The sequence below is a fragment of the Murimonas intestini genome, from assembly GCF_024622195.1.
GTDB classification, from domain to species: domain Bacteria; phylum Bacillota; class Clostridia; order Lachnospirales; family Lachnospiraceae; genus Murimonas; species Murimonas intestini.
This window is the reverse complement of record NZ_JANKBI010000003.1, coordinates 318,398-345,037: the sequence shown is the minus strand read 5'-3', so window position 1 is coordinate 345,037 and position 26,640 is coordinate 318,398. Positions and strand designations below refer to the sequence as shown.

The following is a 26,640-nucleotide window of genomic DNA, read 5'->3' as shown; positions in this document are numbered from 1 at the left end:
CTTTTCATTGAAACCATCATATCATAATGTTTTAAGGAATTATTTGTAGTATTTTACTAGTTTAGTGGTATTATTTTTCTTTTTTTCATCATTCTTTAACATTTGCCCATCATTATTTTATACTCCAGCCAGCATTTCTTCCAATTGCCTGTCCGTTTTCCATACCGTGTCCATCAATATTCCCGTATATGTTATCGCTTTTCTTACTCCCGGATCTATGTTAAAATTAACATAATAAATATAAAGGAGGAATGCGTTTGGAAAAATACCTGCTGATTGTTTCACTCATCTGTATAATATCTGTCGTATGCAGCAAGCTCTTTGCCCGTTTTGGAATACCTGCCCTGCTGCTGTTTCTGGCTCTGGGGATGCTCATGGGATCAGACGGCATCGCAGGCATCTCATTTGATGATTACGGGCTCACGGAACATATCTGTTCTGCTGCTCTTCTTTTTATCATGTTCTACGGAGGCTTTGGCACCAACTGGGATGCTGCGAAGCCTGTAGCTGTCAAATCTATCCTGCTCTCCACCTTCGGAGTGATCCTGACTGCTCTGATAACAGGAGTCTTCTGCTATTTCGTTTTAAGGACCTCGCTGCTGGAGGGCCTGCTCATAGGCGCTGTTCTGGGCTCCACAGACGCTGCTTCTGTATTTTCCATTCTCAGGGGAAAAAAGCTGAATCTGACAGGAGGTCTGGCTTCCCTGCTGGAAATCGAGAGCGGAAGCAATGACCCTATAGCATATATGCTCACCATCATCATCCTGGGACTGATGCAGGGAAATGGCGCCGCCAGCCTGCCTCTCCTGCTTTTTAAGCAGATATTTTTCGGGCTGGCATTCGGAGCTGCCATCGGCTGCGCCACAGCTTTTCTTATGAAGAAATTCTCCTTTCACTCAAACGGGATGCATCTGATCCTCGTGTTCGCAGTAGCCATCAGCGCCTATTCCATGCCGGTGCTCCTGGGGGGCAATGGATTTTTAAGTGTCTACATAGCCGGAATCATTCTGGGCAACAGTGCAATCTCAGATAAAATTGAACTAGTGCATTTCTTTGACGGACTGACCGGGATCATGCAGATCCTGCTGTTTTTCACGCTTGGCCTGCTCTCCTTTCCCAGCCAGATGCTCCTGATCCTGCCAAGCGCAGCCCTGATAGCGCTCTTTCTGACGCTGGTGGCCAGGCCGCTGGCAGTCTTTGCCATACTGACTCCCTTTAAGGTCCCCTTCAGGCAGCAGCTCCTCGTGTCCTGGGCAGGCCTAAGAGGCGCAGCCAGCATTGTATTCGCCATAGCAACTGTAGTAAGCCCGGCATACACCAAAAATGATATTTTCCATATTGCCTTTTTCGTATGCCTTTTGTCTGTGGCCATACAGGGCTCCCTGCTTCCCCTCTTGTCCAGGCGTCTGGGCCTTATAGAGAAAGACTGCAATGTCTTTCGCACCTTTAATGATTATCAGGATGCAAAAGAATTAAACCTCATAGAGGTGCGCCTCAGCGAAGGACATCCCTGGGTGGGACAGACGCTTTCTGATATCTCCATGCCAAAGGATATGCTGGCAGTCATGGTAAAGCGGGAGGGGGAAACTCTCATCCCCAATGGTTCTACCCGTATCCGGCTCTCTGACAGCATCATTATCAGCTGCAGCAGCTACACCGACAACTCAAATGTGAACTTAAGCGAAGTCTTTCTGGACAAAGATCATCCGTGGGTCAACCAGCCTGTAAACAATATCTCCCTCCCTGACAGTTCTCTTATAGTTATGGTGAGGCGGGGGCAGGAAAATTTTATTCCGGACGGAAACAGCATGCTTAAAAAAGGAGATACCCTGATTTTGTGCAGCGATGTTTAAATCGTTGCCGGGTTACTGGTCACAGAGCGGCCAGTGATGTTAAATCCTTCCTTGACGCGTCAGACAAAAGGGTTATATAATTAAATTAATAAGAATTTCCCTGTAATGCAAAATGATAAGTGCGCACTGCTCATCATTTAAGCGAGGAGGAAGGAGTTATAAAAGATGGAAAGTAACCATAGTGTTACAAAAGTCATTAAACGGTTTCAGGATTTCCGGTACAAGCTTGTATTTGAAGGTCTGTGCATTGGAGCCGTGGCAGGTCTTGTTGTTGTGCTGTTCAGGCTGATCCTTGGAAAATTGGAGATACTGCTGGAAGAACTCGTAGTATATGTACAGGTCCACCCGTGGTTCATGGCAGTGTGGTTCCTTATCCTGCTCTGCGGCGCCGTCATCACCACCCTGCTTCTGAAATGGGAGCCTATGATATCCGGTTCAGGCATCCCACAGCTGGACGGCGAGATCCAGGGCTATTTCCAGCAGACCTGGTGGAGAGTGCTGACAGCCAAATTTCTGGGAGGGATCATCACTATCGGTTCAGGCCTTTCCCTCGGGCGCGAAGGCCCGTCCATACAGCTTGGAGCCATGGTGGGAAAAGGATTTGCCCGGCTCACCAAAAGAATGAAGGTGGAGGAAAAGATGCTGATCACCTGCGGTGCCAGCGCAGGGCTTTCAGCTGCCTTTAATGCCCCTATCGCAGGCGCCCTGTTTGCGCTGGAAGAAGTACATAAAAATTTCTCAGTAGAGATACTCCTCTCCTCCATGGCCTCCGCCATTACAGCCAATTTTGTCTCCAGAAACGTATTCGGCTTAAAACCTGTATTCGATTTTTCAGGCGCTATTGCCATTCCGCTCTCCCACTTCTGGATCGTTATCCTGCTGGGAGCAGTTGTGGGACTTATAGGTGTGCTTTATAATTTCTGCACGGACCGTGTACAGAAGCTTTATGATAAGATCCCCAGCCAGTTTATCCGTACCCTTATCCCGTTTATGCTGGCAGGGCTCTTCCTGTATTTCTGTCCTGCAGTACTGGGAGGCGGCAGCAGCCTTGTTATGGATATTGCGGACAAGATCCCGCTCATCACACTGGCAGCGCTGCTTGTTATCAAGTTTGCATTTTCTATTACCAGCTTCGGTGCAGGCATACCGGGCGGGATTTTCCTGCCTCTCCTGGTCCTGGGCGCCCTCTGCGGCGGGGTCTTCCACGGCATCGCTGACGCTCTGGGCTCTGACCTGAACCTGGGCGCCCTGCTCATACTCGGCATGGCCGGAAGCTTCGCCGCAATTGTCCGCGCCCCCATAACAGGCATCCTTCTTATCACTGAAATGACAGGCAACTTCACCCATCTGATGTTCATCGCTCTTGTATCATTGACTGCGTTTACTGTAGCTGATGTCTGCCATGCCAAACCCATCTATGACCAGCTGCTGCGCAGAATGCTCTTTAAGGCCGGCAGAGTCAAGAGGGAAGAGACAGGTGAAAAGCTGCTGCTTGAGACGCCCATACATCTGGGGTCACCGATCTGCGGAAAGCGCATACGCGAAGTCAGCATACCTGACCGCTGTCTGATCATAGCCGTCAAACGGGGAGAGATCGAGATCGTGCCCCGGGGCGAGACAAAGCTGGAAGCCGGAGACGGACTGATCGTACTCTGTGATGAGGCCTACAGCCCGGAAGTCACCCAGATGATGGAGGAACAGTGTAAGGCGGTAGTCGCGCCTGATGAATTCTAGACGGTAATAAAACAGGACATATAGAATCTGTCTAAGCATTTTCTATATGTCCTGTTTTTTTGATCAATCCGCGGATCAGCTCCCGAAAAATTCCCATACCCTGTTCTTTGGATCATTCAGGTCATTGTACTGAAGCATCCTGTACTGGTCCAGCAGTGACTGCTCATCCTCGTCCGCTTCTCCATCCTTCCAGTTGTGGAAGGCAATGCCCTCTTCTGATGCATCAGCCCAGAAATTGGCAGTTATCACAGGGAAATCCTCCCGGAGGCCTCCCAGATAACTCTGGAAGCCGCTCAGAGGCAGATTGGCTTTTTCCAGAAGAAGCCCGCCCAGATAATTGGCGCTGATTGCATCAACCTGTTCTTCTTCTATATCATAGTTTGCCCACATCACAAAGGGCACAATGTAACCTTCTGAAAATTCATCAACGCTGTCTTCCCTTGCCTCTGTATCCTTACCCAGCAGCCTGAGTATTACATTGGATATGTAATCTGACGGCTGATGGTCGCCAAACATCAGAATGACTGTATGCTCATCCTGGCCTGCAAAGTACTCTGTCAGATCCTGGAATGCTTCATCAGAGCGCTTTATAAGGCTCAGATAACGCTCCGCCGAGATCTGGCTCAGTGTCTTTCCTGACTCATCCAGGTCAGACAAATAGACATCTTCCTTAAAGTCATCAAACTCTTTGCTGTACCCTCCATGGTTCTGCATTGTCACTTCAAATGCAAAAAGCCTGTCATCCTGCTGCTTCTCCTCATACAGTTCAATGATCTTATTAAAAGCAGATTCATCATCTACATATCCTCTCAGAGTGGAAGCGCCGCTAAAATCTGACTTAAAATAAGAATTGTCAAATCCAAGATCCGGATAAACAGTATTCCTGTTCCATCCTGTAGCGTAGTATGGATGGAGGGCAGCCGTCTGATATCCCAGACTTTTCAGATGGCTTGCAAGTGAGGGCATCTGGCTCTTTACATACTGCTGGTAAGCAACACTGCCGCTTGGCAAAAAGGCCATCGTATTTCCTGTCAGGAATTCAAATTCTGTATTAGCTGTATTTCCTCCCTTTACAGATACGTAAAGATTGCCCTTTACAGTATTTTCCTCAAGAGAATGGATATATGGCATAAAATCTTCACTCACATTAAAATCACCGTACACAGAAAGGTCAGAAAATGCCTCGTTCATGATAACAACTATATTGGGCATGTCCGATATATCTGTCAGCGCATCTTTATTGTCATCCTTATTTTTTTCTTCCAGAGAATCCGCAATTTCCTCTACAGCCTCTTTTGAATATCCCGACGGTTTCTCAATATTCAGATACTGGAGATTTGCCAGAAATGCTCCTGCGAATCCATTATTCCGATACAGCACATTTGGCGTAAAGAGGATGTTATCAAGTCCAAACAGATTTTCTGTAAACTTTGTCTGTATCCCCTGGACATATCCAAAAAGCAGTACGGCTGACAGCACTATGGAAGCAGCACGCACCTTCACCTTCCGGATCCTGATACTTGTCTTCTCACCCAGTATCATCAAAAATATAAATCCCATCAGGACAAACACAAGACGGTCACTGACAGTAAAAGTATAATTATCCGCTATCGTTACTGCTGTCCCCAGTGAATAGAAATCCCACGGAACGATAGGTGAGGATCTGAAGCTCACCACGAAATAATTTGCCATGCCAAAGATCATGGGTATCACAGGCCCTGCAACACATCCCCATCTGGTATTTCCAAACAGAGAGGAAAACAGCAGGTAGAGCAGCAGATAAAACAGATAGTTCAGTATCAAGATCGGAAATGTCAAGTCCCAGGGCACATGTGTATAAAATTCCATACAGCAGAGCGCCAGCAGGGGTAAGATGAAAAATATGATACCGCCTGCTATCTTGTTAACAGGGATCCTGATAATAATAAGAAGGCCTGCAAGTATTGAGAGAAACAGAGCCAAGGCAAATTTCCCCGCCGTCATCCCGCCTTCCTGCAAAGCCACTATGCTGAGTACAGACAAGGCAATTGCCACTGCGCTAGCAATGGCAACCCTCACCTTTGAGATATTGAGATATTTCTTCATTTATTTCGCCTCGACTATGTGCATCATGTTAGTTATTGTCCCTTCACCGGTAACAAAATTCGTAGCCGGATCTCCCGCTGTAAATACAGCCAGCTGTCCTCTCTTTATCAGCTTTTTCTTTCTGATAAGAATCATAGAATTGGCAATGATGCTGCTCGTTGTCTCTTCCTGATTTCCCAGGAACGGCCTTACTCCCCAGTACAGCTGCATCCTGCGCACAGCTTCCTCATTGGGGGAAATTGCATATATAGGCATCTCAGGGCGGAAATTAGAGATCAGCCTGGCTGTCTGCCCTGAAATAGTTGGTGTCACTATGCAGACTGCATCCAGGTTATGTGCTGTAGATACCGTAGCAAAGCCTACAGCGCTTGAGATGCTCTTCTTTCTGCGGCTCTTGGCATTCTTTATAAGCAGTTTATAATCCAGATGGGCCTCTGTCGTTTCAGCGATCTTGGCCATCATCCTGACTGCTTCCACTGGGTATTTTCCCATAGCAGTCTCACCGGAAAGCATAATGGCGTCACTGCCGTCATAGATAGCGTTTGCCACATCTCCCGCTTCCGCCCTTGTAGGCCTGGGATTCCTTATCATAGAATCCAGCATCTGTGTTGCCGTGATAACAGGCTTATAATGATCATTGCATTTCCTGATAATCTTTTTCTGGATATACGGAACCTCGTCAGCCGGTATCTCCACACCAAGGTCTCCCCTGGCAACCATTATCCCGTCGGCTTCCTGGATGATCTCATCTATATTCTCCACGCCCTCCGCATTTTCAATCTTGGCTATGATATGGACATGGCTTCCTCCGTTCGCATTCAGGATCTTCCTTATCTCCCGTATGCAGCCTCCGTTTCTCACAAAGGATGCGGCAATAAAATCAAAGCCCTGCTTGATGCCGAAGAGAATATCCTCTTTATCTTTTTCTGTGACATTCGGAAGGTTTACGCCTACATTCGGCACATTGATGCCTTTCCGTTCTCCCAGCTCACCGCCGTTGATAACGGTACAGCTTATCTCCTCATCTGTCACTTTCTCTACACGCAGTCCGATCAGGCCGTCATCGATGAGGATCGTATCACCCTTATTTACATCCTCACAGAGCTCAGGATAAGTGATAGAGCATTTTGTCTCATCCCCCACTGTCTCTTCCATCATGAGAGAAAAGCTGTCTCCTGCCTTTAATTCCACCTTCTTCCCGTCCTTCAGAAGGCCGGTGCGGATCTCAGGACCCTTTGTATCCAGAAGCATGGCAACCGGTATCCTCAGTTCATCCCGGATGCTTTTCAGCAGCTCTATCCTGCCGCGGTGTTCCTCATAATCACCGTGGGAAAAGTTAAACCTGGCAACATCCATGCCGTTTTCAATCAGCTGCTTCAGCAGATCGCGGTCATTCGTGTTAGGTCCCATGGTACATATAATCTTCGTTTTCTTCATTTAATTTCTCCTCTGAACTATGTTATTAAGTTGCTCCGGCAGCGCCCTCATATCAGGCACCCCTATTTATGCTTGTGGACATGGTTAAACAGATGGTCCTGACAATATTCGTAATTCCCGTCACACTTGGAGCAGAAACGGAATTCTAGGTTGTCCCCGTCCAGCTCTGTCCGCCCGCAGACGGCGCACTTATGCTTTGTAACACCCTTCGGAGTGCTGGTGGCCTGCTTATACTTCCGCTTCCTGTTTATCTCTCCTGGTGAGACTCTTTTATAATTCCTTGTCATCAGGAAGAATACAATGAAGTTAAACAGTGATGCGATGATCGCAACCTTTCCCACCCATGAAGACTTAACAAAGGAATACAGTATAAATACTCCGTAGACCATTCCCATCCATTTCATCTTTATAGGGATCAGGAAATACAGCATGACGCGCATCTCCGGATACATGGCGGCAAATGCCAGGAAGATGGACATATTAATATAATAAGTGCTGAACAGCGCAGAGCCGAACAAAATGTTTCCTCCCAGGATAAAATACAGAAGGAATGCGCCCAGCGCCGTAGCTATGATACCCGTAAAAATATATACATTATACCTGAAAGCGCCCCAGGTATGCTCCAGCGTATTTCCTATTGAATAATAGAAAAAAAGCATAATAATTGTAAAGATATCAAGGCTTGAGGGCGGCACGATGACCCATGTCACCAGCCTCCAGACCTGGCCCCGCAGGATAAGTCCCGGCTCAAGGGTGAGATATCCTAAAATCTGCGGTGAAAACATGAGCAGTACATAGCCTGCCGCATACAGCGCTATAATATATGCCGACAGGTTATGTATAGCATGCCTGCCGAATTTCCGTTCCATCTTGTTTAAAAAATTCATTCTGTCACCTTTCCTTTTTCACTTTTTTCAGAAAAGATCTTTTTTGGAGAAGATCAGAGCAACCACAAGGCTTAAGACCAGTGAAATGAGGATCACGATCAAAAATCCATAGGGGCTGTCCGCAAACGGCATGCCTGCAGGGTTTACATTCATTCCATAAGCGCTGAATATCATTGTCGGTATAGCCATAACGATCGTCACTGTTGCCAGGAACTTCATGACAATATTCAGATTGTTGGAAATAACAGATGCAAATGCATCCATCATGCCGCTTAAGATACCGCTGTAGATATTGGCCATCTCAATAGCCTGCTTGTTCTCTATAATAACATCCTCCAGAAGCTCTTCATCCTCCGGGTAGTGCTTGATACTCTCAGTCTTTAGCAGCTTCTCCAGAACCACCTCATTGGAACGCAGGGAAGTGGTAAAATATACGAGGCTCTTCTCCAGCTCCAGAAGTTCTATCAGCTCCTGATTCTTTGTGGATGCATGGAGCTTCTGCTCTACCTGCTCGCTTTTTTTGTCAATCACACGCAGATAATGCAGGTACATGGTAGCATTCTTATACAGGATCTGCAGGATGAACCTAGTCTTCTTATAAGTGAAGAAATTCCTGACCCTGCCGTCCATGAACGCAGACAGTACCGGCGTATCCTCCAGGCATACTGTAAAGATCAAATCATCTGTCACGATAATTGACATAGGTATGGTCACATACCACTCCTTATCGTTGCGCTCCTCTATGATGGGGATGTCCACAAGGATCATAGTATAATTATCCCCCACATCTATACGTGAGCGTTCTTCCTCATCCAGAGGGGCCCTCAGATCGTCCACCTCTATCTGGTATTCTTTTGAGATATCAAGTATCTCTGTAGCTGTAGGATTTACAAGTGCAATCCAGCAGCCCTCCTGTACTTCGTTTACCTGATGGACTGCCCCATCAATCGTCCTGAAAATCTTAATCATGACTTTGTAACTCCTTTCGATTATCCGCGGACGGATAACCTGAAATGGACCGCCCTGCGATTATTTTATTTTTCCTGAAAACCTGCTTCGCTCAGGACTAGGCCCACCTTCCATGGAATCACTCTGCCTTTCCTCTTAACACTATAAAAGCTTTCGTCAATGCGAAAGCTTTTGACTTATCTACAGTTCACAATTTACACTTGACATTATAAATTCTAAGCGGCTATTTGTCAATCAACGGTGTTATTTTTTTCATATTCTTTACTTTCTTTTAATAAAGAAGCGGGAATGTCAACAGGTTCCAGACGGGGGATACAGAGTTCATCACCTATCTGAAGATTGTAGACATTTACATAGGGATTAGCCATCAGCAGGCTTCCCACCCTGACGCCGTATTTTTTTCCTAATTTATATAAAGTATCTCCTTTTTCTATTACATGGATAAATCCTCTGCATCTTCTGAAATTTTCCTCTTGTCCATACATATTATGCTCCATCTTTTTCTCCTTTATAATAATGTATAATAATATATATGCTTTTTACCCCTTTTGTGATAAACTGATAGAGAAGAACTCATTTTAATATTTGATAGAAGAAGGAGGAACATCATGGCTGGTTCAACATTTGGAAATATATTCAGGGTAACAACCTGGGGAGAATCCCATGGAAAGGGGATCGGGGTGGTAGTAGACGGCTGCCCGGCAGGGCTTGAGCTGGATGAAGATGATATCCAGCGTTTCCTGGACAGGCGCAGGCCCGGACAGAACAGGTATTCCACACCCCGCAAAGAAGATGATACTGTGGAGATCCTCTCAGGAGTCTTTGAAGGAAAGACTACAGGAACCCCTATCTCCATGATCGTATATAATAAGACACAGCGCTCAGGAGATTATTCTGAGATAGCAGGCTACTACAGGCCCGGACATGCAGATCTGACATATGATATGAAATACGGCTTCCGTGACTACAGGGGAGGAGGACGTTCCTCCGGCCGGGAGACTATCGGACGTGTGGCTGCCGGAGCCATAGCTGTCAAGATACTGGACAGGCTGGGAATCAGGATCCTGACATATACACGTGCTATCGGCCCTGTCTCCATTGACTACAGCCGTTTTGACCGCAGTGTCATTAAAGAAAATCCTCTCTTTATGCCTGACCGCACAGCTGCTGGGGCTGCCGCAGCCTTTCTGGATGAATGTATAAAGGACCAGGATTCCTCCGGAGGTGTGGTAGAATGTATCGTTAAAAATATGAAGCCGGGATTCGGCGATCCGGTCTTTGAAAAATTAGACGCAAATCTGGCAAAGGCTATTCTCTCCATAGGCGCCGTCAAAGGATTCGAGATCGGGGACGGATGTGCTGCAGCGCGTGCCCGGGGAAGTGAGAATAATGATGAATATACTCTCTCCCCTGACGATGAGATCATCAAGCTCAGCAACCACTCCGGAGGCGTGCTGGGAGGGATCAGCGACGGAAGTGACATTATCCTGCGTGCCTTTATCAAACCTACTCCGTCTATCAGCACTGAACAGTCTACTATTACAAAAGACGGCAGGAGCATACAGATAAAGGTAAAGGGACGCCACGACCCTGTCATCGTGCCGCGTGCAGTCGTCGTTGTTGAGGCTATGACAGCCCTGACACTGCTGGATATGCTGTTCGCCGGAATGACCTCCAGGATGGACAACCTGATAAAATTCTTTAAGCTCACAGACGGCCAATAAGGGACGCGTGAGCCAGGCAAGCCAGAATTTAACTTATTACAGCAAAAACATAAGGCCTGCGGCCGGATATTAAACTATCCCGGTCCGCAGGCCTTTTCTTATGAAATAAAACCCTCCTGGAGGATGCGCAGCTTTTGTTCTATAAATATTATTCCGGTGATCCTACTTTAGAGATCAGGATGCAGTTGGGCGTCTCTATAGTGATTGGTCTTCCCTTCATCACAAGCAGTCCTTTTTCATAATCAATTCTGAAGAATCTGATATCATTTGACTCGTGGTTAAGCACTACGAGAGTCTTCTCCTCCCCCGGTATCACAGCGATATCCTTAGGATACTTTCCGCTGATGGGCAGGATACACACTTTCGAAAGCATTCCCGTCTCCTGGTCTATCTTAAATACTCCCGCGCTGTTGTCTCCTGCTGTTGAACAGTAGAGATATTTGCCGCTCGGTGAAATCCTCAGTCCTGAAGCAGCACATGCCCCTTCAGCAGCATCCATAGGCGTATCAACAGTCTGGATCAGATCGAAACGAGGATTCTTTCCGCTGCCGTCGTATGTGTACACATTGATCTGGTTGCTGAGCTCACATATAACATACGCAAACTTTCCGTTTCTGCTGAATCTGATGAGCCTTGGCCCTGATTCCAGTTCACAGCGCACAATATCATAGAGCTTTAATTTTCCTGTTACAGGATTTACTGTATAGAGCTTGATCTGGTCAATCCCATTGTCAACTACACAGAGGTATTTTCCGTCAGGTGTGGGCATGGCACAGCTCACATGGGGGCGGAAATTCCTCTCAGCCACGCTGCCCAGCCCTTTGTGGAAGATGCCATCCAGGACACTGCCCAGCCTGCCGTCCTGATGTATGCGGACAACTGTGATCTTTCCGTCATGATATCCCCCTACAAACAGAAATTTTCCTGATATATCTGTGGACAAAAAACATCCTCTCATGCCATCGATCCCCACCTTATTGATAGGCTCCAGATCGCCTGTCTCCTGGTCTATCTTCAGCACCTCTACGCCCTCATCTGCTATTGAATAGAGATATTCCCCGTTATTAGATTTGCAGATGTGGGATGCATTATTTACAGGTATCACATTTCGTTCCTTCATTGTCCCATTCTCAGCGTCTATATCATATACATGGATACCAATGCTGCTTCCGTGGGTATATGTGCCTACATAAGCAACGTATCTGTCCTTTGATTCACTCATAATAATTCTCCTCCTTAAACTGTGCTGTTCGCCCTCCGGCATTTGTTCTTACTTATCTTATCATAAACATGTTTATTTGTTAATATAAAACTTTTTAAAATCTCTCTCTTTTCTATTGACAACGGGCATCAAAGATGTATAATCATTCTTAGCGTTTGTTTACTAATTGTAAACTTCATGTTTATCCACAAAGGAGGGATTCTCTTGCATATCGGTCAAAAAATCAAAGAACTGCGCACTGCCAGAGGGCTTACCCAGGAAGAGCTCGCTGACCGTACAGAACTTTCAAAAGGATTCATCTCACAGCTGGAAAGGGATCTCAATTCTCCTTCTATCGCAACGCTGTGTGACATCCTGCAGTGTCTCGGAACGAATCTAAGTGAGTTCTTCTGCGAGGAAACAGAGGAGCAGATCGTTTTCAGGGATGCGGACTATTTTGAAAAAATCGATCAGGAATATCACAATAAAATAGAGTGGATCGTTCCCAATGCCCAGAAAAATATGATGGAGCCCATACGCCTGACCCTTGAGCCCGGCGGTTCCACATATCCTGACCAGCCCCATGAAGGTGAGGAATTCGGATATGTGCTTTCCGGCAGCATCAGTATTATCATCGGCAAAAAGACATATAAGGCAAAAAAAGGGGAATCCTTTTATTACCAGCCTGCTAAGCAGCATTTTATCAAAAACACCGGCAAGACACCTGCCACATTAATCTGGGTGAGTTCACCTCCCAGCTTTTAAATCTACTTCAGGAGGAATTAAAATGAAAGACAAATTGATTGACCTTGTCAATATCACAAAATCCTTTGACGGACAGACGGTGCTGGATGAACTGAACCTCTACATCCGCGAGAACGAATTTTTGACCCTGCTTGGCCCAAGCGGCTGCGGCAAGACTACCACACTGCGCATTCTGGGCGGATTTGAGACGCCGGACAGCGGACAGGTGATATTTAACGGCGAGGATATTACGAAACTTCCTCCTAATAAAAGACAGCTGAACACGGTCTTCCAGAAATATGCTCTCTTTTCCCACATGAGCATTGCTGAGAATATTGCTTTTGGACTGAAAATCAAAGGCAAGAGCAAGACTTATATACAGGATAAGATCAAATATGCTTTAAAGCTTGTAAATCTGGAGGGCTTTGAGGACCGTTCACCTGATTCATTAAGCGGCGGCCAGCAGCAGAGGATCGCCATCGCAAGGGCGATCGTGAATGAACCAAAGGTCCTTCTTCTGGATGAACCTCTGGGCGCTCTGGACCTGAAACTGCGCCAGGACATGCAGTATGAACTGATCCGTCTGAAAAATGAGCTGGGCATAACCTTCATCTATGTGACACATGACCAGGAAGAGGCCCTCACCATGTCAGACACTATCGTTGTAATGAATCAGGGCTACATCCAGCAGATCGGAACACCTGAAAAGATCTACAATGAGCCTGAAAATGCCTTTGTGGCTGACTTTATCGGGGACAGCAATATCATTCCCTCCCTCATGGTGGAGGATAAGCTTGTAAAGATCCTCGGTGTTCCTTTCAAGTGCGTAGATACCGGCTTTGGCAAAAATAAACCAGTTGACGTAGTGATCCGCCCCGAGGATATTGATCTTGTCTCCCCTGCTGACGGCACTATGACCGGCATTGTCACTCACCTTATCTTCAAGGGAGTGCACTATGAAATGGAAGTCACTGCTAACAACTTTGAATGGCTCGTGCATTCAACAGACATGGTTCCGGTGGGAACTGAGGTCGGCATCAAGGTAGACCCGTTCGATATCCAGATCATGAACAAACCAGTATCGGAAGATGAGGAGGCTGTCGGGGTTGAAGAATAAAAAATTACTTGCAGGCCCTTACCTGTTCTGGTCAGTGGCCTTCGTAGTCATACCGCTGTTAATGATCGTATATTATGGTCTGACAGATACTTCAGGCGCATTCACCTGGGACAACATCGCCAAGATCACCACACCTGAAAATCTGAAGGCTCTGGGGATAGCGGTGCTGCTCTCCGTAGTAAGCACGGTGATCTGCCTGCTGCTGGCTTATCCGCTTGCCATGATACTCAGCGCCAAAAGCGTCAGCCAGTCCAGCTTTATTGTGCTCATTTTCATCCTTCCCATGTGGATGAATTTTCTTCTGCGTACCCTGGCATGGCAGACACTGCTTGAGAAGACAGGCGTCATCAACAGCATTTTAAACGTACTGCACCTGCCTTCCCTGGATATTATTAATACACCTTATGCCATCATTCTCGGCATGGTTTATAATTTTCTGCCCTTTATGGTCCTGCCCATCTATAATGTGCTGATCAAACTGGACAGGGATGTTATCAACGCCGCCAGGGACCTGGGCGCCAACAGCCGCACTACATTTTTCAAGATCATACTGCCGCTGAGCATGCCGGGCATCATCAGCGGGATCACTATGGTATTCGTCCCCGCTCTGACAACCTTCGTTATCTCAGACTTGCTGGGAGGCGGAAAGATTCTGATGATAGGCAATGTGATCGAGCAGGCATTCAAGCAGGGAAGCAACTGGAATGTGGGCAGCGGCCTGTCTCTGGTACTCATGATTTTTATTATCGCAAGTATGGCTGTTGTGGCTAAATATGATAAAGACGGGGAGGGAACAGCATTTTGATAAAAAAAGTATCTCAAAAAGTGTATATGGCGCTGATCTTCATCCTGCTCTATGCCCCGATCGTGACACTCATCGTTCTGTCCTTTAATGCTTCCAGGACCAGGGCAAAATGGGGGGGATTCACCATTGACTGGTACAAATCACTTTTCCAGAACAGCCAGATCATGAATGCCCTGTACACAACACTGATCATTGCCCTGCTCTCAGCCCTTATCGCCACCATACTTGGCACTTTGGCGGCCATCGGCATGCAGGGGATGAAGAAAAAATCCCGCACGGTTTTTATGGGGCTTACTAATATCCCCATGCTTAATGCGGAAATCGTAATGGGTATCTCACTGATGCTCCTCTTTATCGCTTTCCATATAACGCTGGGATTTTCCACGATATTGATCGCACATATTACTTTTAATATTCCATATGTGATATTAAGTGTCACGCCAAAACTGAAACAGACAAAACGCAGTACTTATGAGGCAGCTCTGGATCTGGGGGCTTCTCCTTTGAAGGCTTTCTTTTCCGTTGTCTTTCCTGATATCATGCCCGGCGTGCTGTCAGGCTTCATGCTGGCCTTCACCATGTCCCTGGACGATTTCGTCATTACGCATTTTACCAAGGGGCCGGGGATCGATACCCTCTCCACAAAGATCTACACAGAGGTGAGGAAGGGGATAAAGCCGGAGATGTATGCACTGTCCACCCTCCTTTTCGTGACTGTGCTGATCCTGCTGATCCTTATCAATGTCTCTCCCGCCGACAGCAAAAAGGCCAGGAAAGTGATCACAAAACGCACAAAAGCTGTTTCCATTATCTGTAAACGCGTGGTACCTGCCCTGATGGCCATTGTCCTCATAGCAGGAGGCTTCTACTATGCCGGACAGGGCGGCCTTGGAACAGATGACAAGGTTATTGTCTATAACTGGGGCGAGTATCTGGATCCGGAGGTTATAACCATCTTTGAGGAAGAGACTGGAATTGATGTTGTCTATGAAGAATTTGAGACTAATGAGATCATGTATCCAAAGGTTCAGTCGGGGGCCATCGCCTATGATGTGGTCTGCCCCTCAGATTATATGATCCAGCGGATGCGGGAAAACGGCCTGCTGGCTGAGCTCAATTACGACAATATCCCCAATATTAAAAATATCGGCAAAACTTACCTGGAAAAATCCGAAGAATTCGATCCGGGAAACCTGTATTCAGTGCCGTACTGCTGGGGCACTGTAGGCATACTCTATAATAAGACTATGGTAGATGAACCTATTGACAGCTGGAGCGTACTCTGGGATGAGAAGTATAAAGATAATATACTGATGCAGGACAGTGTCCGGGATGCCTTCGGCGTCACCCTGAAATATCTTGGATATTCTCTGAATTCCACAGACCTGGATGAGCTGACAGCAGCCAGAGATATGCTGATCAGACAGAAACCGCTTGTGCAGGCATATGTGATCGACCAGGTCCGCGACAAAATGATTGGGAATGAAGCGGCTATCGGCGTCATATACTCCGGAGAGGCCATCTATACTCAGCAGGAAAATGCAGATCTGGAATATGTCATTCCAAAAGAAGGCTCCAACATCTGGATAGACTCCTGGGTCATTCCAAAAAATGCGCAGCACAAGGAGAATGCAGAAAAATTTATCAATTTCCTCTGCCGTCCTGACATCGCACTTATGAATTTTGAATACATCACTTACTCAACTCCAAACACCGCGGCCAGAGACCTGATTGAAGACGACAGCATCCGCAACAGCCCCATCGCTTTTCCAGATGATGAGGAGCTTAAAGACTGCGAGACATACAGATTTTTAGGTGATGAATTCGACTCTGTCTATAATGAGATGTGGAATAAAGTAAAGGCAAGCTGACTTACCTGCGCATCTTTGTATTTAGCTGTTTAATATGAAAGGAGATTTTAAAATGAGTTTTAAAGAGATCGCTGCAACAGAACTTAAAAGTAATCCGTTCCAGATGATTGGAAAAGACTGGCTGCTGGTGACAGCAGAAAAGGACGGAAAATGCAACACCATGACAGCTTCCTGGGGAGGCGTAGGCGTTATATGGGGCAAAAATGTGGCATACATCTTTATCCGCCCACAGCGCTACACAAAGGAATTTATAGACGGTTCTGATACTCTCTCACTCTCCGTTTTGGATAATTCCTTCCGCAAGACCCTGAATTACCTGGGCACTGCCTCAGGGCGGGATGAAGACAAGATCGCCAAAGCCGGTCTGAACGTTGTCCGCGATGAGGAAACCCCGTATTTCCAGGAATCCGATACAGTGCTCATCTGCCGAAAGATGTATGCACAGGAATTAAAGCCGGAATGCTTTATCGATGATGGCGCAGGCGAAAAATGGTACCCGCAGAAAGATTACCATACCATGTATGTATGCGAGATACAGAAAGTACTGGTGAAATCAGATACCCCGCAGTAACTTAGACTTCAAATAGGACTTCAGAATCTGTATGCGCTGTCTGCAGTAAAGACAGAAAGTTCCCGGATCTCCTGCCATTGTCAGGATCCGGGAACTTTTTTACACCTGCACAAATTTCATTACAGGAAACTTACTCAGCATCATCTTAAATGGTATCTCATCAATCTCATCTTTGTCAATATATCGGTAAAGCACGGTGTATGGCAGATAAAAATCCATCTCAGTCTGGGGGCGCAAAGCGAACGAAACACTGCCTCCCGCATTTCTATTAGCATAAGGGTATAAAACAGCATTCATATCCAATGATTTATCTTTATCGATCAGATACATCCATAACCAGTTGAGCCCATTTGTATTATCACTTACTATACTGGTATTTCTTACTTTTACATGAACCATAAAAATTTCATCTGGCTCCACTGTCAAGTGGTTTTCTACTTTCTGCCAATATTCTTTAATCTCTTCACCGGAGGCATATTTCTTTAGATACTCTTCCACGTTCATTCTGGAAGTATCTTCTACTTTGATTTCATATCCCGTCATAACTGCATATTGTTCTATTTTACATGCATCCAGATTAACCCACTCTCCTTTAGCATATTCCTCCTGTGGTATGATTACTGCTTCTTTATTAATTTTCCAGACGCGGTACCCCCAAAAGACCAGAAGAAAACAAAAAGCGAACACAATCACAAAATAATGCTTCCTTTTAGCCATCTTACTCCCCCTTTTTTTCTTTAGCTGCTTTACCTCCTGAAATTTCTATAATTTCATCAGCTAAAAATTCTAATTGCTCCCTGTCATGACAAGCCATAATCACCAGTGCACCTCTCTCTTTCTCATTCCTGATTAAGTTTGCAGTCATAGTGACACCATCCGTATCTAATGCATTAAATGGTTCATCCAGAATAACTAAATCGGGCTGCTCCATTAGTGCAGCTGCAATACCAAGTCTCTGTTTCATTCCCAGGGAATACTTTTTATACTTTCGTTTATCATTAGGTTCAAGTCCTACCTTGTCAAGAATCTCTTTAATTTCTTTTTCTCCTATCTTTTTCTGTATATCCGCAATCAGCTTCAAATTCTGATAACCTGTATAACCATCCAGAAAAGAAGGGTTTTCCAGTAAAACACCAACATCAGGAGGAAAAAAATATCATGTCCCAGTTCCATATCATCATAATATATATTTCCAGAAGTAGGCCTTATCAAGCCGCAAATGAGCCTCATCAGCATTGTTTTTCCGGAGCCGTTAATACCTCTTAAACCATAAATCCTGCCTGGTACAAACATCAGGCTGATATCATCAATTACAAGTGAACCCTTTATCTGTTTACTGACATGTTCTATTTTCAGCTTCTGTAAACCAGCCATTTATGTATCCTCCTGTTCTTTTGATAAGTAATCTTTTCTTCGTGCTGCAATACATATTAAAAACAGGCACAAGATAATTGCAGACACACAAACTGCCACACATCCTCCTGCCTGTATCCCTGTATCCGTTATACTCTTATCCCTCAGAACCATCCCAAGATTACCTATTAAAAAAGGAGAAGCATACACCGTAGATGATACCAGCCATGATGAAGATGCTAAGAACCCTAAAAGAGGCCCCGCCAGAATTCCTACCGCAAATTGTAAAAACATCAAAGTAAATAGCACAAGAATGGGACATCCTATTAACCGAAATACCCAATACAATCCTGTTACTTCTTCTATAGGTGCAAAACTACTGCTGTATGCAAATATCTCTAAATCCATTTTACCCATAATAGGAATACCACTCAAAGCACAGTATAGGAGCAGTGCACATCCAAAGACTATAATATAAAAAATCAAGCATAATACTGCCAGGATAAGCTTCTCTATCCACCATCCAATCCTAGCCTTTAACCGTACTAACTGCTGGATACCTGTAGCTTCTAATATATGGAATGTGAAGTCATTTGATATAAATAGTCCTGGTAAATAAATCAGACACCAAAGAACCGGAACCTGGAAAAATTGGAAATCTTCTGGCTTTGCATATTTAGTTCCCATAAAAAGGTACGCCAGGAGATTCCATATACTTCCCTTTCCGCTTATTAATCCAAATTGATTCCCCATATGTATCATACTTCCATATATGGTGCAAAGTATCAAAAATGCACAAAAACAAATTGCAAGCTGGCACAAAAAACGCTTTCTTATACTTTTGAAATCTGTAATTAGCAAATTAGTATATTTCATATTTTTCGCTCCGGTACAAAACAATAAAATGAATCAACAATAAGCCTGCTGCTATCCCTAAAATAACCCACCCATTACTTCCATATCCCTGCCGACGCAAAAAACCATATGGTGAAAAATCACTATTTAAAGTTATAGACGGATTCCAGTAAGATACATATTTTCGCACAATATCTGTAAACAAATATAGAAACAGTGGGATTCCCAGTACAGCTATACGCCTTTTTATGAAGAAACTTAAAATATAAGTTGTACCCGCAAAAAGCCCGCCATATATACCTTCGATGCCTATGTATCCTATCACATAAAGCAATGGTTTACTATAAAAAATCTCAGACCACATTTCTCCGCTCATAACCCCAAAATAGGGAAAAATCACAATGGGCACTTCTGCATGATACAGGGCTGCCGAAACCATAAAATCTAATGCAAGTGGAATGGCAATTACAGATGCACCCGCTAAAAATACAGCAAAATATTTGGTGACAAAATAATCCCTTCTTTTCGCCCTGACCAATACCATTCTGAGCTGACGCTTCTTTTCCTCCACGTAAAATGAAGTTGCAAAAGGAATCGATGCAACTACCGGAATCCAGAAAAAAAACAAAGTACGGCCTATACTGTTCTGCTCTATAAGAATCCATGAACTATATAATGTAAATACCTGTGATACAGGATATTTATCCGCCCAATACTCAATATATGGCTTTTGATACTGATATAAACCATACTCATACAGAATGCTAATAAGACAGAAAAAACATGAAATCAACATCGCAGTTTTAAATGAAGGACCTGAAAAAGCTTTTTTTAATTCAATCTTTAGAATATTCTTCATTCTTTTTCTCCTCATTCATGGCCGGGATCTCCAAAAGAATCCCCTGAAAAGTATCAGCATTTACTACGAGATGACATTCTTCTTCTAACCATTTTTCCTTGATAATAAATCCGACTTTAAAATCAATGGACTCTCCAGGTTCAACCCAAAAACGATTATAGCCTTTTTCCAAATCTCCATGCGGCTGATTATATATTCTTTCTATAGAAAAAATACCCTCTTTTTCTAATGCCTCACTGTTAAATCTTAAATCTAATAAATAATATTTCTTACCATTATCCTCAAGAGGAGTACCATCTTCATTTGTAACTCTGACCTGGCACTCAAGAAGTTTTTGGGCACTCCCATCATACGAATATCTAAAACTGCCATCTTCCGCAATTTCATTTTTCAAATAGATATCTTCCAGTTCTATGTCAGCATCCTTTATATTATCATATAAAACCGCTGATGTTATTTTGTAACGGATACCTCTGGAACTGCCTTCTACAGAGTCTACATCTTCATTTTTTTCTTTTATTTCCTGTATATTTTCAGATTCAATTTTCCTATATTCTTCATCTGTAATTTCAGACTTTATTCCATCGCCTTTAAAATAACCTTTTACTTCATTTTCAATTTCATACCAGGAGCAGCCAGATAAGACACATAGGAAAACTAATAAACTAAGTATGGTGATATGGAGTTTTGTATCTGAAATTATTTTAGAATATTTATATTTTTTCACTGGCTAACCTACCTTTCTCTGCAAGTCTGGCTAACATGAATCATTACCACTCATTTTCAATGCAGGCTTTAAGATTTTGTCATAGCGCGCCTCAATATACCGGCCATAAAATTCCTTTTGCAGTTCAGAGATATACGGGACTCCACCAAGAAACGCCCTGATTTTTTCCATGTCAGTTCCCTGCACGATCCCCCGGACCGCTTTCTTGCAGCCCTCGTACTCCATACCGGTCAGAAAATCATAGTAATTGATCTTTCGGCCATTCTGCTTGATGGCGGAGGTCGGGAACTGATAGATGCGGGCATTCAGCGCATTCACGTCTGACAAAACCTCTTTCATAACTTTCTCATCTGCCTGCGGCAACAGGCAGCTTCCGCAGTCGAACACCGGTGCCACACAGGCCTCACCGGAAACGTCATCATAAAGAAACCCCCAGTTTCCGTTGTGCCGGTCAAAATTTCCAAGCAGGGCATCTACTACAAACATATTCCAAAAATGTTCGGTCAGCATAGCGGGATCGACATACTGCTGTTTTTCTAATGCTTCCAGTATATCCTGAAGCTCTGTACCGCTGCCGTCCGATTCGGAATCAAGGATCGTGTTCTTAATGGAACAGAAGTCAAAAAAACGCATCCCATCCGCTGTAAAATCCTTGCAGGCGCACACAACCTTTCTCTTTGCTCCCACCTGATATGTGCCGAGCAGCGTTTCCTGTGCCCTCACTCCCAAGAGATTAAAGATACTGCTTGCAATATGCTCGCTGACGCAGCTGTTGGTATACGACATAGTTGTGGGCTTTCTCGCGCCGGAAGGAGGGAACTTCAGCATATACGCATTCCCGTCATATTCCACGGCGATTTTCTTACCGTTTGCGCCATTATAGGCTCTGCCGGGTATCTTCCGGCAGCCTGTAAAGTCAATTCGTTCCATCATGGATTTCTTCCCCATAAATATTTCTTCCGCAGATAATCGGCGTGCTCCGGCGTGATAACACCATCGCTGATTTCTGCCAGATTGATGCTTCCGTAAAGTTCTCCCCAATAACAGTCGAGCAGGCTGGATTTTTTGCGCAGCCCGTCTTTATAGGCGTCCAGATCATGCTGGAGGTATTCGGGCAGTCCGTATTCATAAGCGCATTCCCGCTCGGTCTGCCGTATGCCGTCCTCTGCGAGCAACTCCATAGTAACGCCCAGTGCCTTTGCCAGCTTGTAAACCGTTTCGGCAGAACACTTTTCCAGTTTCGTTTTTCCGTTGCAGATATCACTCAGCGTTGCATGCGGGATACCCGCCTGTTCCGCAAGCCGGTATCTGGTCATGTGTGCCTGTTTTAACAAATCGTTAATGATCATCGTATCATCCCCTCTCGCTTTATTATATCGGCACGCCGAAATAAAATCAAGTGTGTTTGAACAACTTTGCAAAAAAATCCCCGGATCTCCTGCCATCGCCAAGATCCGGGAACTTTTGTCAGATTCTAAATTTTGTAAAAATTATTTGTAAAATTATGATTCTGGGGATTCCGCATATTTTTCATAATATAACTTTTCAGCGGAATCAAGCTGGTCTTCAAACTCTTTCAAGACAGATTCCTCAATCTGAGGATAAGCAATTTCTTCTAAATAGGCTCTAAAATAGTCTTTCGTGTTTTCATAGACGTGATCACCGACTCTGTCATTCCCATCAGCGAATTCTTTACGAATATATTGTTGCAGCCTTGACCTCACTAAGTCAGCACGCATAATCTCTTTGTTTTTCTCTGCTGATTCCTGAAGGGATATTCCCGCATCCATATAAATTTTATTATAGTTTTGCATAAAGTAGTCTGCCTGTGATACGTCAGAAATATATTTTTCCACTATTTTATTCATTTCCTCATCTGAAACAGTAATACCCAGTTGTTTTGCACATTCATTTTGCATCATATTTTCTGTAAGCAAGTTTCTGACAGCATTAACTGCCTCCGTTTGAGACTGGTTCGTATTCTCTAAAAGAAACTTCGTGTAAAAAACAAATTCAAAATCTTTTCCAGGGTATCAAAAGCTTTTTCCAACTCTAAACGTATTTTCAAGCTTTCAGGGGGCATTCCAAGCGTATACTCTCCTTCACCCGCCTGAGGAGATTTTTTAAAATCAGTTAAACTTGTAAAATCCGCTATAAAATCAGCATTTTCATACACACTGCCGCTATCAGTCTCTACATACCAGTTGTCGCCTCTTTTAAAGAAAAAGAAAACATCTTTTAAGCCATCACTGTAAATAAATGAGATAGGTACATAATCTTCTCCCCTTTTGATGCTGTACATTTCCTCCTGTGCCAAAAGTTCAACTCTGTTTAAACGATAAATCAGAGTATCAAGCTGAGCGCCAGGATATTTATCTATATCTATTCGCGATGAACCAAGCTGAATTTTAACAATGTCTTCTTTTCCGTGCGTCATTATGAATGCTTGATCTGTCTGTTTTTTCTCAATCTCTTTCTCAGCGTGGACAGAAAGAGGAATACTCGAAAAAAGTATGATACATATGAAATAAAACACTGAGCAAGTTACTATTTTTTTCATAAGATATCACCTCCCATTCGCAAAGAAATCTACGCTTCGCTCCCCCATACCTCCATCTGCACCAGCGCCGGAAACGGTGACGGGTCATCAGCTTTTATCAGCTGTCCCAATGTAAGCCATTCAATTTTCCTTTTCTCAAATGTAAACTCCTGCGCCATGCCTGTCTTTTCCAGATTCAGTTCAAGGCTGCTCCCATCTGAGAATGTAACTGTCCCTTTAACCCACCAGTTGTCATGAGGAAAATCTGCTCTTGTATACAGAATGATCCTGTCGGTCTCCACAAGCCTGCCAAAATCCAGCTTAAGCCTGGCATCCTCTCTCCTGTTGATTCCCCAGGATTCATGAGGCCACCGGCCATGGCTGTCGCTGGCTGTGACACCGTCTATGACATTCATGGCGGCAAACACTGATTCTCCCCTGGTTTCCACATTAGCAGAAGCGTGGGGATAAGAGCCAGTATTCTCATGCCAGTCACTTACATTCAGCGCCAGGTTCCTGTAGGCCTGATATTCATACGGCCTGGCCTTTCTCATATGTATCAGGTGTCTTTCCCCTGAAAATACCTTTGGTGAGAGGTTGATCCGCTTTTCACCGAATGGGATCTCATACTGCAGATCTCCTTTCACATATACAAGAGAGCTTCCTTTTGCATCATCCAGCTGCAGCCAGTAAAAGGCATCCTTCTCATCTGTCTCAGCCACAATCACATCCCCCTCCTGGTAGGCAGCATCATAAAGCAGATTTATTTCCTCTTCTGCGCAGCCTTCCCTCAGGAGTACACCTTCTCTATTCAATATTTTGATACTTATCTTTGCCATATCTTTTTTGACCTCCTAACAAATATTTAATATCGCCTTCGGCGATGGGATTTTTGCACTCCTAGATCATTATAATAGACCCTACTGAAAAAGGCAATGGCTTCCAGCACTGATTAACTGTTGCTGCCTGATATTTGGGTATAAATTGGGATATGCTACGGAGTGTTAATTATTGTCAAAGACCATTTTCTATGTTATGTTGTTATTATAAATCATAGGAAGGGGCTTGATTATGCCAGCATCCAAATATACAAAAAGCCACACCAGCCCCCACCGATAAGCCAAAAGAAAGGAAGTGTTACTATGGCAATACCGAAAAAACAGACATACACAGAAGCAGATTATTACGCCTTGCCGGAGGATGTCCGGGGCGAACTCATTAACGGCCAAATTTATTACCAGGCAGCACCCAGCCGGGCACATCAAAAAATACTGATGTCTGTGTCAAAAACAATTGCAAATTATATTGATACAACGGGCGGATCATGTGAAGTCTATCCTGCCCCATTTGCCGTTAAATTATATGAAGACAGGAAAACCATTGTCGAACCGGATATAAGCGTTATATGCGATCGTGATAAGCTCACAGACAAGGGCTGCACCGGTGCGCCTGATTGGATTATTGAAATTGTTTCCCCCGGCAATTCCAGCCATGACTACATTCGGAAGCTGAACTTATACGCTGATGCAGGCGTTCGGGAATACTGGATTGTGAACCCTGTAGAACAGTCCATATTTGTGTATCACCTTGAAACGGACAGCTTTCAGGTCAAATACTACACCTTCCGGGACAAGATAAAGGTCAATATATATGATGATCTATGGATTGACTTCCAGGAAATCACCCTGTAATTATTTCCGGGGAGCATTAGAAAACAAAAATATCCCGCGGAGAATCGTATGCCGAAAAGCACTGAATTCCACGGGATATTCTTTTACCCTGCAAACTTTGTGATATATCCCATCACAAAGATCACAATCACGATAACCGGCAATATAAATTTCACATAAATGAGCACCCAGGAGGGAAACTTTAATCCCTTACCCGTGTTCGCTTCACTGCGGAAATTTTTAAATCCCCATCCGCACTTCCAGGTACAGAACAGCAGATAAATGAGGCTTCCCAGAGGCAGAAGGTTATTGCTGACAATGAAATCCTCCAGATCCAGCACATTGCTGCTTCCACCCAGAGGGTTGAACCCGCTCAGAACATTGAAGCCCAGCAGGCATGGCAGGGAAAGGATAATAATTGCAATAAGGTTTACAACAACCGCCTTCGTCCTGCTGCACCCTGTCAGATCCATGGCAAATGAGATGATATTCTCAAATACTGCCACAATGGTGGATAAGGCCGCAAATGACATAAACATAAAGAACAGGCTGCCCCACAGTCTTCCTCCTGCCATTGCATTAAATACATTGGGCAGGGTGATAAATATCAGATTCGGGCCGCTGTCCGGCTGCACATTATATGCAAAGCACGCCGGAAAGATGATCAGGCCTGCCATCAGGGCCACGAAAGTATCCAGGACCGTCACACTGACAGCCTCCCCTGTGAGCGCCCTGTCTTTGCCGATATAGCTTCCGAATATTGCAAGAGCGCCTATCCCAAGGCTCAGGGTGAAAAATGCCTGGCCCATGGCTTCATAGATCACCTGACCGATCCCATACTCCTGAAGCTTCCCGAAATCCGGCTTCAGATAGAACTCCAGCCCGGCCTGTCCTCCTTCCAAAAAGATCGAACGTCCTGCCAGAACAATCATCAGGATCAAAAGGCATACCATCATGACCTTTGTGATCTTCTCCACACCATTCTTGAGTCCCTTGCCGCATATTCCAAACCCAATAAGAACTACCAGTATCATACATCCGCCCATCAGCAGCGGCTGCCCCATCAGGTCGCCAAAAGCGTTCTGGACCTGTTCAGGATCCAGGCCCTGGAACTGTCCTGTCACCATCTTGAAAAAGTACAGGATCATCCATCCACCTATGGTTGTATAGAACATCATCAGCAGATAGTTCCCTGCCATGGCACCCCATTTATACCAGTGCCATTTAGTTCCCTTAGGCTCCAGCACATCAAAAGAAAGCGCCGCACTTTTCTGGCTGGCACGTCCCACGGCAAACTCCATGACCATGATTGGCAGACCCAGGATGAACAGGAAAAACAGATAAATAAGCACAAACGCCGCTCCGCCATACTTCCCTGTTATGTAGGGGAACCGCCACACATTTCCAAGCCCGATGGCGCATCCTGCAGATATCAGGATAAAACCAAGCCTGGAAGAAAACTTTTCTCTTTCCATTTCTCTTTACCTCTCCTTTGTAGTTTCCCTTTCATTTTACATGATAAGGCACATTCTGAGAAGTGGTAGATAATTTTTTAACAAATTTTATCATCTATTTAAAGCATTAATGTTCCAGCGTATATATTTAAATTGCTTTCCTTTTCTTTAAAAAAATGATATGC

General features: G+C 44.7%; 27 protein-coding genes. 9 read left to right on the top strand and 18 right to left on the bottom strand.

Annotation, left to right across the window (positions count from 1 at the left end):
* Positions 1-257: 257 nt before the first annotated feature.
* Positions 258-1,853 (top strand): potassium/proton antiporter, encoded by a 1,596-nt coding sequence (locus tag NSB28_RS07635; protein WP_109626318.1) that lies wholly within the window; start codon positions 258-260, stop codon positions 1,851-1,853.
* A gap of 165 nt (positions 1,854-2,018) precedes the next feature.
* Entirely contained in the window at positions 2,019-3,587 is a 1,569-nt protein-coding gene (locus NSB28_RS07630) for a ClC family H(+)/Cl(-) exchange transporter (RefSeq protein WP_109626317.1), read from the top strand.
* Between the two features lie 75 nt (positions 3,588-3,662).
* Here NSB28_RS07630 and NSB28_RS07625 read toward each other — a convergent pair whose 3' ends face one another.
* The 5 genes from NSB28_RS07625 to NSB28_RS07605 all read right to left on the bottom strand — a co-directional run bounded on the left by NSB28_RS07625 (position 3,663) and on the right by NSB28_RS07605 (position 9,462).
* The gene (locus NSB28_RS07625) at positions 3,663-5,672 is read right to left on the bottom strand and encodes an LTA synthase family protein (protein ID WP_109626316.1); all 2,010 of its coding nucleotides are present in this window, start codon (positions 5,670-5,672) and stop codon (positions 3,663-3,665) included.
* Entirely contained in the window at positions 5,673-7,109 is a 1,437-nt protein-coding gene (gene pyk / locus NSB28_RS07620) for a pyruvate kinase (RefSeq protein ID WP_109626315.1), read from the bottom strand.
* 62 nt (positions 7,110-7,171) lie between these two features.
* On the bottom strand, positions 7,172-7,996 hold the full coding sequence (locus NSB28_RS07615) for a cation-translocating P-type ATPase (protein WP_109626314.1): 825 nt from the start codon (positions 7,994-7,996) through the stop codon (positions 7,172-7,174).
* Between the two features lie 27 nt (positions 7,997-8,023).
* The gene (locus NSB28_RS07610; RefSeq protein WP_109626313.1) at positions 8,024-8,965 is read right to left on the bottom strand and encodes a magnesium transporter CorA family protein; all 942 of its coding nucleotides are present in this window, start codon (positions 8,963-8,965) and stop codon (positions 8,024-8,026) included.
* A 230-nt stretch (positions 8,966-9,195) separates the two neighbouring features.
* Positions 9,196-9,462 carry a LysM peptidoglycan-binding domain-containing protein gene (locus NSB28_RS07605; RefSeq protein ID WP_243134888.1) on the bottom strand — a complete coding sequence of 89 codons (267 nt, stop codon included), beginning with the start codon at positions 9,460-9,462 and terminating at the stop codon, positions 9,196-9,198.
* Between the two features lie 111 nt (positions 9,463-9,573).
* Between NSB28_RS07605 and aroC the strand changes: the two genes are divergently transcribed.
* Positions 9,574-10,689: a chorismate synthase gene (gene aroC / locus NSB28_RS07600; protein WP_109626312.1), complete on the top strand. Its 1,116-nt coding sequence runs from the start codon at positions 9,574-9,576 to the stop codon at positions 10,687-10,689.
* A 148-nt stretch (positions 10,690-10,837) separates the two neighbouring features.
* On the opposite strand, the gene NSB28_RS07595 is transcribed toward aroC, so the two are convergent.
* On the bottom strand, positions 10,838-11,911 hold the full coding sequence (locus NSB28_RS07595; protein ID WP_109626311.1) for a lactonase family protein: 1,074 nt from the start codon (positions 11,909-11,911) through the stop codon (positions 10,838-10,840).
* Between the two features lie 204 nt (positions 11,912-12,115).
* Here NSB28_RS07595 and NSB28_RS07590 point away from each other — a divergent pair, with 204 nt between their 5' ends.
* Genes NSB28_RS07590 through NSB28_RS07570 form a run of 5 tightly spaced genes read left to right on the top strand, consistent with a single transcriptional unit; the run spans position 12,116 to position 16,998 of the window.
* Entirely contained in the window at positions 12,116-12,655 is a 540-nt protein-coding gene (locus NSB28_RS07590; RefSeq protein WP_109626310.1) for a helix-turn-helix domain-containing protein, read from the top strand.
* A gap of 22 nt (positions 12,656-12,677) precedes the next feature.
* Entirely contained in the window at positions 12,678-13,751 is a 1,074-nt protein-coding gene (gene potA / locus NSB28_RS07585) for a spermidine/putrescine ABC transporter ATP-binding protein (protein ID WP_109626309.1), read from the top strand.
* Positions 13,741-14,556 carry an ABC transporter permease gene (locus tag NSB28_RS07580; protein ID WP_109626308.1) on the top strand — a complete coding sequence of 272 codons (816 nt, stop codon included), beginning with the start codon at positions 13,741-13,743 and terminating at the stop codon, positions 14,554-14,556. The genes potA and NSB28_RS07580 overlap by 11 nt, the downstream gene beginning before the upstream one ends.
* Positions 14,553-16,427: an extracellular solute-binding protein gene (locus tag NSB28_RS07575; protein ID WP_109626307.1), complete on the top strand. Its 1,875-nt coding sequence runs from the start codon at positions 14,553-14,555 to the stop codon at positions 16,425-16,427. The genes NSB28_RS07580 and NSB28_RS07575 overlap by 4 nt, the downstream gene beginning before the upstream one ends.
* A gap of 52 nt (positions 16,428-16,479) precedes the next feature.
* The gene (locus NSB28_RS07570) at positions 16,480-16,998 is read left to right on the top strand and encodes a flavin reductase (RefSeq protein WP_109626306.1); all 519 of its coding nucleotides are present in this window, start codon (positions 16,480-16,482) and stop codon (positions 16,996-16,998) included.
* A gap of 99 nt (positions 16,999-17,097) precedes the next feature.
* Here the strand turns inward: NSB28_RS07570 and NSB28_RS07565 are convergent, their stop codons facing one another.
* The 11 genes from NSB28_RS07565 to NSB28_RS07520 all read right to left on the bottom strand — a co-directional run bounded on the left by NSB28_RS07565 (position 17,098) and on the right by NSB28_RS07520 (position 24,170).
* Positions 17,098-17,715, bottom strand: coding sequence for a DUF5028 domain-containing protein (locus NSB28_RS07565; RefSeq protein WP_109626305.1), 618 nt, complete (start codon positions 17,713-17,715; stop codon positions 17,098-17,100).
* A 1-nt stretch (position 17,716) separates the two neighbouring features.
* Positions 17,717-18,079 (bottom strand): ATP-binding cassette domain-containing protein, encoded by a 363-nt coding sequence (locus NSB28_RS24670; protein ID WP_306812156.1) that lies wholly within the window; start codon positions 18,077-18,079, stop codon positions 17,717-17,719.
* Positions 18,076-18,372: an ATP-binding cassette domain-containing protein gene (locus NSB28_RS24665; RefSeq protein WP_306812155.1), complete on the bottom strand. Its 297-nt coding sequence runs from the start codon at positions 18,370-18,372 to the stop codon at positions 18,076-18,078. The genes NSB28_RS24670 and NSB28_RS24665 overlap by 4 nt, the downstream gene beginning before the upstream one ends.
* Positions 18,373-19,227 carry a hypothetical protein gene (locus NSB28_RS07555; RefSeq protein ID WP_109626304.1) on the bottom strand — a complete coding sequence of 285 codons (855 nt, stop codon included), beginning with the start codon at positions 19,225-19,227 and terminating at the stop codon, positions 18,373-18,375. It abuts the gene before it with no gap.
* Complete coding sequence (locus tag NSB28_RS07550; RefSeq protein ID WP_109626303.1) at positions 19,214-20,065, bottom strand: hypothetical protein; 852 nt, start codon at positions 20,063-20,065, stop codon at positions 19,214-19,216. Before NSB28_RS07550 ends, NSB28_RS07555 begins: the two co-directional genes overlap by 14 nt.
* Positions 20,043-20,792 carry a DUF5027 family lipoprotein gene (locus NSB28_RS07545; protein ID WP_109626302.1) on the bottom strand — a complete coding sequence of 250 codons (750 nt, stop codon included), beginning with the start codon at positions 20,790-20,792 and terminating at the stop codon, positions 20,043-20,045. The genes NSB28_RS07550 and NSB28_RS07545 overlap by 23 nt, the downstream gene beginning before the upstream one ends.
* Positions 20,793-20,822: 30 nt before the next feature.
* Positions 20,823-21,740: a HipA domain-containing protein gene (locus tag NSB28_RS07540; protein ID WP_257497621.1), complete on the bottom strand. Its 918-nt coding sequence runs from the start codon at positions 21,738-21,740 to the stop codon at positions 20,823-20,825.
* Positions 21,722-22,141 carry a helix-turn-helix domain-containing protein gene (locus NSB28_RS07535; protein ID WP_109626301.1) on the bottom strand — a complete coding sequence of 140 codons (420 nt, stop codon included), beginning with the start codon at positions 22,139-22,141 and terminating at the stop codon, positions 21,722-21,724. The genes NSB28_RS07540 and NSB28_RS07535 overlap by 19 nt, the downstream gene beginning before the upstream one ends.
* 153 nt (positions 22,142-22,294) lie before the next feature.
* Positions 22,295-22,660, bottom strand: a complete 366-nt coding sequence (locus NSB28_RS07530; protein WP_257517590.1) for a hypothetical protein — start codon at positions 22,658-22,660, stop codon at positions 22,295-22,297.
* Positions 22,661-22,776: 116 nt separating this feature from the next.
* The gene (locus tag NSB28_RS07525) at positions 22,777-23,352 is read right to left on the bottom strand and encodes a hypothetical protein (protein WP_109626299.1); all 576 of its coding nucleotides are present in this window, start codon (positions 23,350-23,352) and stop codon (positions 22,777-22,779) included.
* Between the two features lie 29 nt (positions 23,353-23,381).
* Entirely contained in the window at positions 23,382-24,170 is a 789-nt protein-coding gene (locus NSB28_RS07520; protein WP_109626298.1) for a DUF7402 domain-containing protein, read from the bottom strand.
* Positions 24,171-24,473: 303 nt separating this feature from the next.
* Here NSB28_RS07520 and NSB28_RS07515 point away from each other — a divergent pair, with 303 nt between their 5' ends.
* Complete coding sequence (locus NSB28_RS07515; RefSeq protein WP_109626297.1) at positions 24,474-25,022, top strand: Uma2 family endonuclease; 549 nt, start codon at positions 24,474-24,476, stop codon at positions 25,020-25,022.
* 83 nt (positions 25,023-25,105) lie between these two features.
* Here the strand turns inward: NSB28_RS07515 and NSB28_RS07510 are convergent, their stop codons facing one another.
* Entirely contained in the window at positions 25,106-26,476 is a 1,371-nt protein-coding gene (locus tag NSB28_RS07510; protein WP_109626296.1) for a sodium-dependent transporter, read from the bottom strand.
* Between the last annotated feature and the right edge of the window lie 164 nt (positions 26,477-26,640).